16 protein-coding genes are annotated in these 15,514 nt (G+C 37.6%); 10 read left to right on the top strand and 6 right to left on the bottom strand.

Annotated features, from left to right (window positions below; translation table 11 throughout):
* The first annotated feature begins 304 nt into the window (after positions 1-304).
* The 8 genes from MUG87_RS05290 to hmpA all read left to right on the top strand — a co-directional run bounded on the left by MUG87_RS05290 (position 305) and on the right by hmpA (position 7,144).
* On the top strand, positions 305-634 hold the full coding sequence (locus MUG87_RS05290) for a lmo0954 family membrane protein (protein WP_124563821.1): 330 nt from the start codon (positions 305-307) through the stop codon (positions 632-634).
* A gap of 19 nt (positions 635-653) precedes the next feature.
* Positions 654-1,286, top strand: a complete 633-nt coding sequence (locus tag MUG87_RS05285) for a PspA/IM30 family protein (protein WP_247086238.1) — start codon at positions 654-656, stop codon at positions 1,284-1,286.
* A gap of 125 nt (positions 1,287-1,411) precedes the next feature.
* Positions 1,412-2,140 carry a cell wall-active antibiotics response protein LiaF gene (liaF, locus tag MUG87_RS05280; protein WP_247086236.1) on the top strand — a complete coding sequence of 243 codons (729 nt, stop codon included), beginning with the start codon at positions 1,412-1,414 and terminating at the stop codon, positions 2,138-2,140.
* Entirely contained in the window at positions 2,137-3,174 is a 1,038-nt protein-coding gene (locus MUG87_RS05275) for a sensor histidine kinase (protein ID WP_247086234.1), read from the top strand. Before liaF ends, MUG87_RS05275 begins: the two co-directional genes overlap by 4 nt.
* The gene (locus tag MUG87_RS05270) at positions 3,171-3,803 is read left to right on the top strand and encodes a response regulator (protein WP_247086232.1); all 633 of its coding nucleotides are present in this window, start codon (positions 3,171-3,173) and stop codon (positions 3,801-3,803) included. The genes MUG87_RS05275 and MUG87_RS05270 overlap by 4 nt, the downstream gene beginning before the upstream one ends.
* 117 nt (positions 3,804-3,920) lie before the next feature.
* Positions 3,921-4,514, top strand: a complete 594-nt coding sequence (locus MUG87_RS05265) for a hypothetical protein (protein WP_247086230.1) — start codon at positions 3,921-3,923, stop codon at positions 4,512-4,514.
* Between the two features lie 435 nt (positions 4,515-4,949).
* The gene (locus MUG87_RS05260) at positions 4,950-5,720 is read left to right on the top strand and encodes a YhfM domain-containing protein (RefSeq protein ID WP_247086228.1); all 771 of its coding nucleotides are present in this window, start codon (positions 4,950-4,952) and stop codon (positions 5,718-5,720) included.
* Positions 5,721-5,944: 224 nt separating this feature from the next.
* Positions 5,945-7,144, top strand: coding sequence for an NO-inducible flavohemoprotein (gene hmpA / locus MUG87_RS05255; protein WP_247086226.1), 1,200 nt, complete (start codon positions 5,945-5,947; stop codon positions 7,142-7,144).
* 20 nt (positions 7,145-7,164) lie between these two features.
* Here hmpA and MUG87_RS05250 read toward each other — a convergent pair whose 3' ends face one another.
* A complete protein-coding gene (locus tag MUG87_RS05250; RefSeq protein ID WP_247086223.1) occupies positions 7,165-7,674 on the bottom strand; it encodes a Crp/Fnr family transcriptional regulator in 510 nt (169 codons plus the stop codon).
* A gap of 223 nt (positions 7,675-7,897) precedes the next feature.
* On the opposite strand from MUG87_RS05250, the gene MUG87_RS05245 reads away from it, so the two are divergent.
* Complete coding sequence (locus tag MUG87_RS05245; protein ID WP_247087515.1) at positions 7,898-8,122, top strand: hypothetical protein; 225 nt, start codon at positions 7,898-7,900, stop codon at positions 8,120-8,122.
* A 556-nt stretch (positions 8,123-8,678) separates the two neighbouring features.
* Here the strand turns inward: MUG87_RS05245 and MUG87_RS05240 are convergent.
* The 3 genes from MUG87_RS05240 to MUG87_RS05230 all read right to left on the bottom strand — a co-directional run bounded on the left by MUG87_RS05240 (position 8,679) and on the right by MUG87_RS05230 (position 11,368).
* Positions 8,679-9,680 (bottom strand): inorganic phosphate transporter, encoded by a 1,002-nt coding sequence (locus MUG87_RS05240; protein WP_247086221.1) that lies wholly within the window; start codon positions 9,678-9,680, stop codon positions 8,679-8,681.
* 19 nt (positions 9,681-9,699) lie between these two features.
* Positions 9,700-10,320, bottom strand: coding sequence for a DUF47 domain-containing protein (locus tag MUG87_RS05235; protein WP_124563829.1), 621 nt, complete (start codon positions 10,318-10,320; stop codon positions 9,700-9,702).
* Positions 10,321-10,930: 610 nt separating this feature from the next.
* Positions 10,931-11,368, bottom strand: coding sequence for a hypothetical protein (locus tag MUG87_RS05230; RefSeq protein ID WP_247086219.1), 438 nt, complete (start codon positions 11,366-11,368; stop codon positions 10,931-10,933).
* A gap of 255 nt (positions 11,369-11,623) precedes the next feature.
* Here MUG87_RS05230 and MUG87_RS05225 point away from each other — a divergent pair, with 255 nt between their 5' ends.
* Entirely contained in the window at positions 11,624-12,463 is an 840-nt protein-coding gene (locus MUG87_RS05225) for a DUF72 domain-containing protein (RefSeq protein ID WP_247086217.1), read from the top strand.
* 186 nt (positions 12,464-12,649) lie between these two features.
* Here the strand turns inward: MUG87_RS05225 and MUG87_RS05220 are convergent, their stop codons facing one another.
* Positions 12,650-13,180 (bottom strand): tyrosine-type recombinase/integrase, encoded by a 531-nt coding sequence (locus MUG87_RS05220; protein ID WP_247086215.1) that lies wholly within the window; start codon positions 13,178-13,180, stop codon positions 12,650-12,652.
* A 496-nt stretch (positions 13,181-13,676) separates the two neighbouring features.
* Entirely contained in the window at positions 13,677-15,491 is a 1,815-nt protein-coding gene (locus MUG87_RS05215; protein ID WP_247086213.1) for a HAMP domain-containing sensor histidine kinase, read from the bottom strand.
* Positions 15,492-15,514: the final 23 nt, after the last annotated feature.

Raw genomic sequence — 15,514 nt, 5'->3', positions numbered from 1 at the left:
ACCTCATGCAAATTTGCATGAGGTCTTTTCATGTATAATTTTAATTGTTTTTTCTTTCTGATTTATGGAAATAGGAGAATGCAAATATAGGTATTATACAGTTGTATGGAACACAGGCTGTCCTTACTTAGCATAGTTGCACAAGGTTTGTTTTTTCTCTCTTACCATTCTTACATGTATACAGCACATAAGACTGAGATTGTATAGGTCTAAAGTCCCATTACAAAACACATCATAAGTACGTTATGACTCCTTTTTATTTTCGGTAAGATAGAAATATCAAATTGAAAGGAGGCGGCGAAAAGTGAAAAAGTTTCTAACGATATTAGCAGCAGGTATATTGGTTTTAATTGCATTTGCTAGCCTAGGGCATCTTATTGGCTTTGGAATCGGTGCTGCACTATGTTATTGGAGCTGTAAATCCATGCTTAGAGCAAAAACAGTGCTTAGTAAGCTTGGTTGGGGCATTCTTGGGTTGGTAGGCTTATCAATCTTGTTTGGGAATTTTCCAGCCATCATAGGTATGGGGGCAATAGCACTTTTGTATTACGGTTATAAAAGTAGAAATAAAAAGGAAGAGCATTCGTTTCAAAGTTTTGATGAAGAATGGGAACACATTATGAAAACATATTAAGCATGAAAGGGAGATTAACATGAAAAAAACATTATTGCAGAGAGTGAGAGACGTTGTGTTAGCAGATTTACACAGTGCACTGGAAACGCAGGAAAAGAAAAATCCCATTGCATTGTTGAACCAATACTTACGAGATGGCGTGAAAGAGGTAGAAACAATTGAAAAACTAGTAGATCGTCATCGTATGCTGCAAAAGAATTTCATGCATGAGCTGGAACAAGCTCGCTATATGGTAGCGAAGCGTGCTAAACAAGCAGGTATAGCTAACCAGGCGGGAGAAGTAACGCTTGCAGAGCGTGCAGAACAGGAAAGCGCTTATTACCAAGATCAGGTGGTTCGTCTGGAGAAAATGCATGCAACAACAGGGGAACAGGTGGAGGATTTGCAACTCCGCCTGGAAGAAATGAAAAATAAACTAAAAGAGATGCATGCAAAACGCATGGAGCTTATGGCGCGCGAGAATGTTGCAAATGTACAGCGCCGCATCAATGATACATTATATAAAATCTCAGGCCAAAGCTCCTTTTTACGCTTTGAGGAAATAGAAGAGCAAATTCGTCAAGTCGAGAAACAGGTTGTTTCAGGAGAAGAGCAAGATGGATTTGACTACAAAATTGCGCAACTTGAAAAGCGTTTACAACAATCTGTATAACTAAGTCATTAGAGTATGATATATTGGTAGTACAAGAAAAGGTATTGGTGGCAATGCCTTTTCTTTTGTGGCTACTCAAAAATAACGTAAACAGAGACGTGTATGTAATAGAAAGGAGGGCAGAAATGAAACGAACATTTTACAAAACACAAATCATGGGGGCTCTGCTTATCATATTTGCGCTGGGCATGTTGTTGGATATTATTTTTCATCGCTTCGAGCCTGTAGCACTTGTATTTTCTGTGGCACTTATTTTACTTGGACAATATTTCAGAAAAAAGGAAAAAAAGGTGCGAGGAAATGTGCTTTTTCTAGTGGGTGTGTTTACCTTGATTGTAAATGTATTTTCTTCTGCGGCATTTCAACTTGTATTTGTCACGCTTTTAATTTATGGAGGCTATGAATTGCTTATGAGTAATCAAAGGCGGGTTGTAACTCCCAAGCTAGTAGAAAGCACTCAAGGTAAGCGCATCGTACAAGTACAGCCCTTTTTTAAAAATATGCTAGTCGGAAATTACCATATGATGGGTAGCGTGTATGAATTGCATGATATTAATATTCGCTATGGACTTGGTGATGTGAAAATTGATCTAACAACAGCCATGATTCCTGAAGGAGAAACGGTTCTCGTAATACACGGCTTAGTAGGAAACATTCGGCTATATGTTCCTTATGATATTGAGATATCTTTAAATCACTCAGTTCTTCTTGGAAATATTTCTATGCTTGAGTACAAAGAAAAAGGATTTAACAAAAATATATGTCTCGTTACAGAAGCGTATCAGGCAGCGCCAAGGCGTATTAAAATCATTTCTACATTACTGATTGGTGATACGGAGGTGAGATATGCGTGATGAGTAAAGAGAATGTACTATGGACATATGTTCATTATTCAACACTACTTTGTCTCGGCATATCCATTTTTGCAACGGGAACGTACGCATGGCAAAGTAAGCAAGACTTGTACAGTTTTTTAATTGAGGGGAATGTTGCTTCTATACCTGTTGTCATATTTGTCATTGCCGGGAGTGCCGCTTTTGGTGCAGGTATGGGATATGCAATGGGGCACTACATGAAACGTAGATTAGATGGATTATCGAATGCATTGTTGGATATAGATAGAGGTAATTATCGAAATATAGATTTTCCATTACTACATGAATATGGAGAGGTTGGAGAGCTAGTCATTGCCTTGGGAAAGCGTTTAGAGGAACAGACTGTCGTGTTTCAAAAGTTATCAAGTGAAAAAGTAAGCGGCGGTGAGGAAATACGCCAGAAAGCTATTGCACAAGAACGTCATCGTTTAGCGAGAGAATTGCATGATTCAGTTAGCCAGCAGTTATTTGCAGTGTCTATGATGATGTCTGCTGTAAATGAGAGGCAATTTCCAGATAAAAAGCAGCTTGAGACGATTGAACAGATGATTGTATATGCGCAGTCTGAAATGCGGGCGTTATTACTGCACTTGAGGCCTATACAACTCGAAGGTAAAAAACTCGCGGAGGGGATACAAGAGCTCCTGCAAGAGCTATCGAGTAAACAACAAATCAAAATAGACTGGTTTATCGAGCCGCTTGAATTAGAAAAAGGAATTGAAGATCATTTGTTTCGGATTGTACAGGAGGCGATCTCTAACACGTTACGTCACGCAAAAGCAAAGCGCATGGAGGTCCGTCTGCGTAAAATTGAGCAATACGCCATTTTAAAGCTTTTGGACGATGGAGTAGGATTTAATGTGAATAATCGGAAAGCCGGCTCATATGGTCTTACTTCTATGCAAGAGCGTGTGCAAGAAATTGGTGGTGTATTAAAAATCATTAGTTTTCCAGAAAAAGGAACGCAAATTGAAGTGAAAGTTCCCATTATAGAGAAAGGAGAATCCATATGATTCGTGTATTGCTTGTAGATGACCATGAGATGGTACGGATGGGAGTAGGTGCATATTTAGCGACCCAACCTGACATAGAAGTGGTTGGGGAAGCAGAAAATGGTAGTAAAGGAGTTGAGATGGCACTTTCTTTACGTCCTGATATTATTTTAATGGATTTGGTAATGGACGGAATAGACGGAATTGAAGCAACAAAACGTATTATAGATAGTTGGTCGGAAGCAAAAATTGTTGTTGTGACAAGCTTTTTAGATGATGAAAAGCTATATCCAGCTATTGAAGCAGGAGCAATGAGTTATTTGTTGAAAACCTCCAAAGCAAGTGATATTGCAGCTGCAGTGCGCGCTACATATCAAGGAGAAGCTGTATTAGAACCAAAAGTGACCGGAAAAATGATCACTAAAATGCGTCAAAAGCCGGAACATTATTTGCATGATGAGTTAACAGACCGGGAACGAGAAATTTTATTGCTCATGGCTGAAGGTAAGTCTAATCAAGATATTGCGGACACGTTGTTCATTGCGCTAAAAACTGTCAAAACACATGTAAGTAATATTTTGAATAAATTGGGTGTGAATGATCGTACACAAGCAGTAATTTATGCGTTTAAGCATCAATTAATAAAATGAGCATATACGGTTTTTTATAAAAGGCTTAGGTGAGCCTTTTTTATTTTGTGTGTATGCGAAAGAGGCAAGTTGCGCCGACATACAAATAGGAGTGATACTATGTAAAGGAGGAATGAAATGTATAATCCGTATGGACAAATGTTCCCGTGGTATGCACCGATTCAAAGTGATGGGCGTTTTCCGCCATTTTCACCGTTCCCGCCCGGACAGGGAGGGGGATTTCCACCTTTCCCCCCAGGAGGCGGTTACCCGCCCGGACAGGGAGGGGGATTTCCACCGTTCTCCCCAGGAGGCGGTTACCCGCCCGGACAGGGAGGAGGCTTTCCACCGTTCCCGCCAGGAGGTGGTTACCCGCCCGGACAGGGAGGAGGCTTTCCATCGTTCCCGCCAGGAGGTGGTTACCCGCCCGGACAGGGAGGAGGCTTTCCATCGTTTCCACCCGGACAAGAAAGTGGTCCGCCACCAGGTCCCCCTCCTTCCTATACACCACAAAAACCGCAAGCTTCATTATATGCGGTTGATCCAGGAGGAATTCGGCGTTGCTTGTTTCGCTATACGTATATATGGTTACAGAATGATCGAGGATTCTGGTTTTATCCTGTGTTCGTAGGCCGCACATCCATTGCTGGATATCGATGGAGACCGAGCCAGTTTAGATGGGTGTATACAGGTCTTGATTTAGATAGAATTGACTTTTTTGAATGTTCATGAAGCTTCCGGCTAGCCGGAAGCTTTGTTTTTAATAGTTATAATATTTTGTTTTTTAAAAGAGGAAAAGCCTTTTTGGTGTCGAATATTTTGATATAGTTCCAAAGGACTGAAAATTAAAGAAGAGGTGAACGCCATGCTATTAGCCATTCTGTTCGTATCCGTAAGTATGATAGGAGTTTTAGGGTATTATATGTTTGTTCGTTCCCTTAAGTCGAGCGCACTTGTATTTGATAAAGGTAGTTTTAATAATTCTAGATTTTTGGTTTGTCCAAAATGTGGACAAGCGCATGCAAGAAATGGAGGATACCAAGAGTGTTGCAGAACTAGATTGTAAAAGAGCCAAACTGGCTCTTTTTTTAATCCCTCACCTATGGCGAATTCTTTATTAAGGGTCTATATTCATTTTTAATACTTATTTTGTTGATGGGGTGCGGCATGAATCAAACTCTAAAGCTAAAGCAATCGGATACAGCAGCACTTCGGATTATAGTGATGAAAGAGAAAGGGGATGTAAAAGTGTTTGGGAATGTAAAAGAGCATGAACTAATTGTAAACCTGCTTTCTAAAGCGGAGCGTGTGGAAGCAGATTTACAATTAGCAGCAGCAGATTATACTGTAACAATAGAAAGAGAACATAACAAGGAGTTGTATGAACTTTGGATACATAATGAGGATCGGAGGGGGTGGATTAAAAAAAATAAAGAAAAAGAATTATATGTATTGAGTAAAGAAGACACGGCAGCATTGGTAGAATTCTTTGCATTTCCAGAACAAACGGTAAATGAGATGCCGATGGGAGAAGTTTCAAACAAGGACTTGCAGCTTATAAGGTTCATCATTGTCAGCAATCCACAAGTCATTCAATACAAGGTAACCTATCAAGTTTCTCATGCATTATATAACACTCTTGCCGCGCAGCCCGAATATTATCTAAAACTGACTTTTCCTACAAAAATTCAAAATACCTTAGGTATAAAAGAAGGTACAGTTGTCAAGGGAGAGCAGATGAAAAACGGATATAGGCAGTATGAGATTCAATTTACTGTGCCATGTAATTTGTCAGAAGCACAGCGAAAAGCCATTGAAAGATATTATGAAGGCTATAATTTGTTTATTTTAGACTACCTGCAGCATATAAAAGGAGAGTTTCCTAATATCATTGAAATAGTGAAAGAGCACGGAATGAAAATGGACTTGAAGAGATAATACAGAAAGAAACCCATCGCTTAGCGCTGCGTTTCTTTTTATATATTATGAGCTTTCACTTACTTGAAAAATAGAGCATCATGCCTTTGCTGGCGAATCTAACTAAAAGAAGAATTCCTTTACGTATTTGTCACATAGTTATCATAGTTATGGTGATTATAGTCACAGCAAAGCAAATGGTTATTTTTTATAATAATGATAACAGGAAAAAAGGGGGAATCGCTATGACACCAAATACGGTATTAAGCAAGCATACAATTGACATCATTAAGGCCACTGTTCCTTTGCTGCAAGAGCGAGGGGGGGAAATTACCACTCGATTTTATGAAATTATGTTTACAAAATATCCTGAATTGTTGAACATTTTTAATCATGCAAATCAAAAAAAAGGGCGTCAACCACAAGCTTTAGCAAATGCCGTTTACGCCGCTGCAGTGCATATTGAAAATTTGGAAGCAATCTTGCCTGCAGTGAAACAAATAGCACATAAACATCGCAGTCTTGGCGTGGTGAAAGAACAATATCCGATTGTTGGGTCTTGTTTACTTCAAGCCATTCAAGAAGTCGCGAATGCGCCGCAGGAAGTTTTAGATGCATGGGCAGAGGCCTATGGTGTACTTGCAGATGCTTTTATTAGTGCTGAGGCAGACATGTATAAAGAAGCGAAAGAGAGAGCTTGGGCAGGATTTCGCCATTTTACAGTGGTAAAGAAAATACAAGAAAGTGAAGTGATTACTTCATTCTATTTACAACCAGCAGATGAGAAACCATTGTCTGGATTTAAGCCAGGACAATATGTTACAGTTAAAGTAAGTATTCCAGGAGAGCATTACACGTTAAATCGACAATATAGCCTGTCAGGAGAAAATGGAGCACCCTATTATCGAATTAGTGTAAAACGTGAAAGTACAGAACCTGCCGGACTTGTTTCAAATTATTTGCACGATCATATCGGTGTAGGAGATACATTAGAGCTTAGTGCACCAGCCGGTGATTTCATACTGAACGAACAAAGTACACTACCGGTAATATTGATTAGCGGGGGCGTTGGAATTACTCCTATGTTAAGCATGCTGCATGCACTAAAGTACACAACACGGGAAGTATATTTTATACACGGAGCACGAAACGGACGTATGCACGCATTTGCTGAAGAGGTAAAGAGTGTTAAAACAGATGATATGCATATATACACTTTCTATTCTGCACCGGAAGAGAAAGACCGTCACAATCTTGCGTTTAATCAAGAAGGATTGATTGATGTAGAGTGGCTACGCTCTATCATTCCAACGTGTGAAGCGGAAGTGTACTTCTGCGGTCCAGTACCATTTATGCAACATATTAAGCAGGCTGTCACTGCTTTAGGGATTGCGCCTGAGAATATTCATTATGAATTTTTTGGCCCGAGCGTAGCCCTAGAATAACAGAACAAAAAAGTCGAGAGTTACACACTCGACTTTTTTTGTTCTCTTAAAATTCTATTGACTGTTTCACGTCGCAGACCAAGCAGTTGAGAAATCTCAGTTTGATTAAGTATATCTGTAAGGTGAGCATTTTGTACGTGAGAAGCAAACCAACACTGCAAACGTTCCATGCGTTCTTTTGGAGAGGATGCTGTTAAATGGTCAATTCTTTGTTGCATAATTCTTAATTTCGCTTGTAATTGCAAGGCAACTTCATAATATGCTTTCGAATCATCGTGAAGTCTTTCGTACCAGTCGGACGGTGAGATGAGCTGGACGGTGGTTTTGACGAGTGCGATAGCTGTGCCGTGATACTCTTTTGGTGATAATAAAGAATGATGTGGAATAGTTTCCCCAGATGTAATGATGTTGAACAAAAACATCGATCCGTCTTCATCCAACCGAACAATCTTTAGTAGTCCGCTTTCAACAAAGTATAGCGGTCCTTCTTCTCCTTGCCTGAATAATACATCCCCCTTATGTAAAATCAATTGCAACACCTCGTTATAAAAATTAGTCCTAATCAGAGGAAGAGTTTACTAGCTTACGTATAAGTAACTTTCCTAATATACCAGAAAGAGAGCATTGTCAAAAAGCATGTTGTTTTTCTAACTTGTACATATATAGGTGGTGTACCAGAAGTTTCCCTTTATTTTTAGCGCTCTCTTTGTTAGTATACTGTTTAGTGTATTGCATCGCAAAGGGGGATTTATGATGTTTGAAAGAGATATGATAGATATGAAAATGCCTGAAGGTGCGGTTATTCGTGTAGAAGAGATGAAAGGCGGCGTTGTATTGTCTGTTGAACTGGATGGACAAGTTATTTATACAATGGTATATGATGAAGAAACAGGTAGTTATGGAGAATTGTATGATAGAAATAACAAGCATGCCTGTCAAGTGCATGCTGATTTATTAGGATGGCAGTTGCTTCATTAAAAGATTTTGTGCGTACTTTACATATAATATCCATGCGCCTTGTTTATTTTGTATTGACTATATATAGATTGTACTCGGCGTAGCATTTGTGCCCATGCTGTTAGTGTTTTTAGTTAGAAGTTTTTTGTTTGTCTTTAGATTGTAAATATGCTGTAATTGCTCGTTAACCTGCTTTTCTCTTAAATTGTTTATGATAGAAGAAATGAGGGGGGACAGGGCATGAAACATAAATGGTATTCATCCAACACCACTCTGTTAGTTACTTTGGTGTTAGTGGTTACAGTATTTGGCACTTTTTTATATAGTAATATGCATTAAGCTGCATATCATACTTGCTCAAGGCCAGCAAACCTTGTTTTGGAATAAGTGAAAAGCCCCCTGTTTTATAAGGGGGCTTTTCACTTATTCCACACGCTTATGTGTCAGAGTTCAATGAAGGTGCTATTGGTCCTGCTAAAAGGCCAATTAAGTAGTAACGTTATATATCCATCCTATAAAGCTTCTCTTTTCCTATCCCAATTCTATTGTATAAAAAAACACCTCGGAAGGTGTTTTTTTAGAAGAATAACTCTAGTACAAAGTATGTCAATGCTGCTAATGTGGCAGAAATTGGCAATGTAATAAACCATGTGATTAACATACGCTGGGCGGTACCCCACTGTACCCCTTTTACGCGATGAGCAGATCCAACCCCTAAAATAGAAGATGAAATAACATGCGTTGTACTTACCGGTAAATGAATGTAAGAAGCTCCAAAGATAACAGCAGCGCCTGTCAAATCAGCAGCGACACCGTTAACAGGACGGATTTTCATAATTTTTCCGCCTACAGTTTTAATAATTTTCCATCCACCTACAGAAGTACCAACGCCCATTGCTATCGCACAAGAAAGCTGTACCCAAAACGGAATTACATCTGCTGAATGATGGTAGTTACCAGCAATAAGTGCCATAGTAATAATACCCATCGCTTTCTGCGCATCGTTTGTTCCGTGTGTAAATGCTTGTAGTGCAGCGGTTAAGATTTGAATATAACGGAAACGTTTATTTGTTTTTGTTAAATTTAAGTTTTTAAAGGATATTTTAAAGATTGTATATACAAGATAACCCACAGCAAAAGCCAAAATAGGTGAAATAATTAGCGACTCAAGAATCTTTAAGAATCCCGCATAGTTTAGGGAGCCAAAACCGGCTGCTGCAATTGCGGCACCAGCAATAGAACCAATAATTGCATGAGAAGAACTGCTAGGAATTCCATAATACCATGTAATTAAGTTCCAAGTAATACCTGCTATCAATGCAGCTAAAATAACGACTGAGCCATTTTCCAATTTAAATGGATCGACGATATCTTTTGTAATGGTTTTAGCTACGCCTGTAAATGCCATAGCACCTACAAAATTCATAACAGCGGCTAAAATAATCGCTTGACGCGGCTTTAGAGCTTTTGTAGAAACGGAAGTTGCAATTGCGTTTGCAGTGTCATGGAATCCGTTAATAAAGTCAAAGGCCAGTGCGCCGATAACAACTAGAATTGTTAAAATTAACATTGTGTCCATCGTTCTATATACTCCTTAATTACGCGTTTTTCATGATAATTGTTTCTAGAACGTTTGCCACACCTTGACAGCTATCGGCAATTTCTTCCAAGTTTTCATAAATTTCTTTGTACTGAATGATCTTGATTGGATCTTTTTCAATCGAGAATAAGTTTTTAATTGAGTGACGACGGATTTCATCACAAGTCGACTCGTGGTCTTTAATTTTAATTGCATTAGATCGAATGTCTAACAATTTTTTGTTAGAAAGCAGATTCACGGATTCTGCAATCTCGATAGCGCAAGCGTGAATTTCATTTACAAACTTGACCATATATTGATCAGCAGTTGTAACAGAATACATTTCAAATAGAGCAGCACAATGCTCAAGACCGTCTAAAACATCGTCCATGCTGATAGCGAGTTGTAAAATATCTTCACGTTCAATCGGCGTAATAAACGCTTTGTTCAATTCAACAATGATTTCGTGAATGTACGTATCACCTTTTGTTTCATACTCTTTCATTCGCATAGAGAACTCTTTTAAATCACTGGCGTTTTTAATTTTGTAGTCTGCGAAAAATTGAGCACTTTCTTTTAAGTTTACCGATACATTTGTTAACATTTCGGAAAACTTGTCTTTTTTACTTTTGAAAACCATAGTTTTTAACCCCCACCAAAGAATAATTATGAATAAGATTGGCTAGTCAATCTTAACAGAGTTTTGTCGGAAATTGAAATATTTTCTCTTAATCTTTACAAAAACTTAACATTTAAAACCTTGATAACTTCGTAAATTAATTAATTTTTTACAATTGTAGGGGCTTAGTTGTAAAAGAGGTGATATGTGGAATATGTGAATAAGGGAGTGTTAAAGTCTAATGTTGATAATTAACGCTTGTTGATTGGAGCGAATCACCGTAACGGAAACCAACGAAGAACTTGAACCGAGTTATAATAAAAAAAGCTATCTAAATTGATAGCTGCTTTAGAGTTTGTAAATGAAGGTTTTTCAAGAAGATGTATTATTATGTTTTTTTGATGAGAGGGTTTTATGCTTGCAATTGCACGGTTTTAGAAGCCAAACTTCCTCAGGGTTATTTATATTTTGATGGTTTTGTGGTAGGTTCGACCTTACTTGTTTTGTATACGTTTTTTTTAGATATTTCATGCTCTTCATCCTTTTAGCATATCGTCTGGCATGTTCTATTATATGCACTCTATAGGACGAGGTGCAGAATAAGGAGGTAAATGATTAAAAGACGTCTTTGTTAATTGTGTATCGTAACAACAATGGGTTTATTTGCTTGTAATTCAGATTTTCCACGATTCGTACAAGCAATTTGGAGCATCGCTTTGCTAACAGGCTCATAAGGTAAATCTTCATACAAACCTGTATTTGGATTATGAACAGATAATTGGATATAGTCAATATGTTTGTACTTATAGCGTGCCTGAAGCTCCTTGGCAATTTTAATAAGATCTTCATAGGAAGATGCAGGTGTAATCAACATGCCTTTCACAACTTGTTTTTCGCGCTGTTGTGTTTGAGAAATAGGCATAGATACTGGTTTAGCACCTAGTAATTTATATGATGGAGAGAGGGGACGAGCTGCTTCGGTTTTATCATGGTACTCTAACAGTAGCCAAATACCTGCAAATAAAGCGACTAACGAGGTAATAAAAGCAAAGTTGCGTATCTTTATCATAACTCGACACCTCACTTTTGATGTGTGTTTACAACATAAAGCATACATCAAAAGCATTAAATTTATATGAATATGGCGTAAAGAATCGTAAAATTAAACAATGTTACGAACATACTTTAGTTGTTAACATCTAAATGAGTAGTGTTTTCTGAGCGTGACATACATCAACATTCAAATACGTTGTATAAAACTTTCGGTTTCGACAAAATAATGGCTTTTTGGTAAAATGAAGAAAATAAAAAATGGAGTGCTGCTATGATTTTTATTGGCTTAACAGGATGGGGCGATCACGATTCAATCTACTTAGATAAACATGCAACGAAGCATAAGCTGCATGCATATAGTCGACAGTTTCCTATTGTTGAAGTCGACAGTTCTTTTTATGCTATGCAACCTGCGCGTAATTATAATAAATGGATAGAAGAGACACCGGACAATTTTTCTTTTGTCGTCAAAGCATATCAAGGAATGACAGGGCATATGCGAGGAGAAATACCTTTTAATACGCCGGATGAAATGTTTCATGTTTTTAAAGAATCTATATATCCTATAGTAGAAGCAAAAAAGTTAAAAACAGTGCTATTTCAATATCCACCTTGGTTTGAGTGTACGAAAAAAAGTGTGGATATGTTAATATATACCAAAGAGAAGATGGGGAATCTTCCATGTGCAATTGAATTTCGCCATCCGTCTTGGTTTGAGAGTGAAATGAAAGAAAAAACGCTTCAATTTTTACGTAATGCAAAGTGGATGCATACTGTTTGTGATGAACCACAGACAATAGAAGGGTCTGTCCCAATCGTAACAGAAGCAACGCATAGAGATTTGACACTAATACGCCTGCATGGCAGAAATACATATGGTTGGAAAAGACAAGAAAACTGGCGAGCTGTTCGCTGTTTATACCGTTACAGTGAAAAAGAGCTACAGGAATGGGTAAGCAGGATTAAATTATTGCAACAACATTCTAAGGATATTTGTATTTTGTTTAACAATAATTCAGGCGGAGATGCTGCAGATAATGCAAAAAAATTGATGAGCTTATTGGGGATCAGCTACGGTGAAGATGAGCCGGAGCAATTGCGTCTTTTGTAAAAAAGGCTAAATTTTATCATCCAAGCTTTAACTCAGCTTTGCAAAAAGAAATGACAGAAAATGGCTTTTGTATAATGTATAAAAAGCACCATACAACAGGGGGGAATGGTGCTTTTTATATGGAAAGAAGAAATATAGTTTCCTCACCTTAAATGATAATGGTTATCATTATCGACGTCAAGGCATTTATGAAATTCCTATATATTTTAATGTTTTGGAAGGGGTACTATGGTCGAAAAAATGTTGCAAAAAAGCAATATCCACACCGGATTTATAGCAAATGTATCCCCACGTTTTGCGTAGTGTGTGAGAGCTAATGCCATCAAGACCTACTTCTTTTGCCGCTTTATTTAAAATAAACCATGCGTGTTGTCTTGTAATTGATTTTTTTCCTTTTTGAGATTTCAACAAGTATTCATTTCTATCCCCTAATGTGCGCTCTTTTAGATATTCAGTGAGTGCTTCGTGTAATTCTTTATTCAGTGCAAACCATTTATGCTTTTTTGTTTTTTCATTGCGAAATAGAATAGATTGTCTAATCTGACCTTGGTGGTCAACCACATCACATATTTTTAGTTGTAAAATTTCACTTACCTTAAGACCAGAATTAACAGCAAAAGAAAATAATAGCGCATCTCGCTTAGAAGATTGTAAAAGGAATTGCTTCATCTTACTAAGTAAATTGGGATTTTGAATAGGTTTTCCTGTTATTTTCATATGTACACACGCTCCTTATCAAATATATAATACAAAATTTTTAGAGATATAAATTGCGATGAAAACGAGAGAAGCATTTCTATGGTGCTTATAATTTACTAAGCGCTACTACATGTCGCCGGTTCTTTTCATGCATAAAGAAAATGTTGGTTTTGTTTATGAGTATATCAATGGCAATCATAGATGTAATCTATGGTTTTACTATAGGAGAACTTTGTGTATTTCATGTGAACTCTTGGTGAAATTAAGAAAAATTTATTCTGTTATATCAGCACAAATAAAAAACATACATTTTAGAGAGGAGAGAAGAAGGGGAGATGTGTGGCGAGGAGAAGGGCTTAGAGTCTTTGCGCAGAGTTGAAAAAGCACTTAGCAAGATGTTCCAGCGCTTTTGATTCCTAGTTGCTAATACTACATGGACTTATATAGTCCACCTTAGGGTGAGGCGTATCTTAGTAAGTGGGTGGACACGTTCGATACAAAAAAGACTCCGTATCTACACGGAGTCCTTCTCAAATTTTGATAATGTAAAATAAAATACAACCCCATCTTCTTCATTACGTACACCATAGAGTGCGCCGTGCAGCTCTAATATATTCTTAACAATGGATAACCCTAAACCCGAGCCGCCTGTATGTCTACTACGAGATGCATCTAGTCTATAAAAGCGATCCCATATTTTATCAATGCTATCTTCAGGAATAGGTTCACCAGTGTTTTTGATAGAAACTTGAACGGTGCGTTCTTGTGCGAGTACAGAGACAGTGATTGTTTCACCAGCAGGAGTATACTGAATAGCATTGCTTAGCAAGTTTACAATGACTTGTTCAATACGGTTTCGATTAGCTAATACAAGAATATTGGGTTCCGTAAGCACTTGTACGTGTAAGTGCTTTTCCTGGATACCAAAAGCCATTTTTGTACACACTTGCTGCAGCAAAGAATCAATAGAAAAGGCCTCCATTTGTAACTTATATGTGCCAGATTCTAGTTTGGCAAGTTCTAGCATTTCCACAATTAGTGTATTCATTTTATCTGTTTCTTCTAAAATCACATCTGTATAATAATCGGTATTTTTACTTACGCCATCTTTAATACCTTCTGCAAAGCTACGTATTACGCTTAAAGGTGTCTTGAGCTCGTGTGAAACACCTGAAATAAATTCTTTGCGTGTTCGTTCCAAGCGCCTTTCTCGCTCTACATCCTCTTGCAGTTTCGTATTAGCAACATGTAGCTGTTCAATTCGATCTTTTAAGTTGACAGACAGAGTATTAATGCTTGCGGATAAGCTACCAATTTCGTCTTCTGAAGAATAGGGAAGCTTTTCTGAAAAGTCAAAGTTTGCTAAGCGTTTTGTTGCTTGATTCATTTTGATAAGAGGCTTTGCAATCATCTTAGAATAGTAAAACGAGAGCAATATAATGACTACAAATACAATCATAAAAGCATATACATAATAGTCTTTCAATACCAGCATTGCTTCATTTACTGGTTGTAAAGATGTCATTGCAAATGCAAATTCAACAACCTCACCTTTTTGTAGCACTGGTTTAACAAACATTTGATTTAAGCCCTTTTTTTCATCACCAAATGTATAGCTTGTAAGCACAGATGGATTGGCTTCCCCAAGAAGCACAGATAATTCCCAACGCTGTACACCTTGAATAATTACATCAATGTTGTTTACAATTTGTAAATCCGCTTTAGAGGGGAGGTGTTGCTTTGTGACAGTTCCCTCAAGTAAGGTAATTGGATTGCGATTTGAAGAATCTTTTTGCACATCTTCCCACCGGATACCGTATGTTTTTAAGTCATCTACAATATTGTCGTTTGTCCATACACCATGCGAACTGGAAATAGAGATGGGAATAACAAGATCTTTTTTTCGAATTCCCTTTACGTATATCTGTTCGTTATCCTGGAGACCCAATTTCATGAAAGAAGAGTATTCTTCTCCTGATAGTATGTTATTTAACGGGATGTAGGATAGGCGTTTTTCATTTGTACCTTGTATCTCCATATAGTAATAGTTTTCGTCTTTAATGACACCGTTACGGTCCAGTAAAATAAGCTGTGCGTTTGTTTGATCATAGAAGCGCTGTTTTAAGCGTTTCACTACATCAAAGCTTTGATCGCTTTTGCTGTATTCCTCCACAAATGTTTCAAAAGCCTGCTGTACACTATGTGTTTTTTTCTTAATATAAAACTTTTCTAAAAAAAGTGATTGGCCAATAAAAAATAATAAAAAGGTTATAGTGAACAAGCCTGTTGTCAATAAAAACAACTTTAATACGATACTACGATTTTTCACATACACACCTCTCGCACAAGATT

This window comes from Ectobacillus sp. JY-23 (genome assembly GCF_023022965.1).
GTDB lineage: Bacteria > Bacillota > Bacilli > Bacillales > Bacillaceae_G > Ectobacillus.
The sequence above is the reverse complement of the archived record's forward strand: the minus strand, read 5'-3'. Positions and strand labels throughout refer to the sequence as shown.

Excerpts from the sequence above, each read along its gene's own strand:
- MUG87_RS05220 (WP_247086215.1), bottom strand. The coding sequence starts at position 13,180 with ATGAAAATAACAGGAAAACCTATTCAAAATCCCAATTTACTTAGTAAG.
- MUG87_RS05260 (WP_247086228.1), top strand. The coding sequence starts at position 4,950 with ATGAATCAAACTCTAAAGCTAAAGCAATCGGATACAGCAGCACTTCGG.
- MUG87_RS05245 (WP_247087515.1), top strand. The coding sequence starts at position 7,898 with ATGTTTGAAAGAGATATGATAGATATGAAAATGCCTGAAGGTGCGGTT.
- MUG87_RS05235 (WP_124563829.1), bottom strand. The coding sequence starts at position 10,320 with ATGGTTTTCAAAAGTAAAAAAGACAAGTTTTCCGAAATGTTAACAAAT.
- hmpA (WP_247086226.1), top strand. The coding sequence starts at position 5,945 with ATGACACCAAATACGGTATTAAGCAAGCATACAATTGACATCATTAAG.
- MUG87_RS05285 (WP_247086238.1), top strand. The coding sequence starts at position 654 with ATGAAAAAAACATTATTGCAGAGAGTGAGAGACGTTGTGTTAGCAGAT.
- MUG87_RS05240 (WP_247086221.1), bottom strand. The coding sequence starts at position 9,680 with ATGGACACAATGTTAATTTTAACAATTCTAGTTGTTATCGGCGCACTG.
- MUG87_RS05225 (WP_247086217.1), top strand. The coding sequence starts at position 11,624 with ATGATTTTTATTGGCTTAACAGGATGGGGCGATCACGATTCAATCTAC.
- MUG87_RS05265 (WP_247086230.1), top strand. The coding sequence starts at position 3,921 with ATGTATAATCCGTATGGACAAATGTTCCCGTGGTATGCACCGATTCAA.
- MUG87_RS05230 (WP_247086219.1), bottom strand. The coding sequence starts at position 11,368 with ATGATAAAGATACGCAACTTTGCTTTTATTACCTCGTTAGTCGCTTTA.
- MUG87_RS05270 (WP_247086232.1), top strand. The coding sequence starts at position 3,171 with ATGATTCGTGTATTGCTTGTAGATGACCATGAGATGGTACGGATGGGA.
- liaF (WP_247086236.1), top strand. The coding sequence starts at position 1,412 with ATGAAACGAACATTTTACAAAACACAAATCATGGGGGCTCTGCTTATC.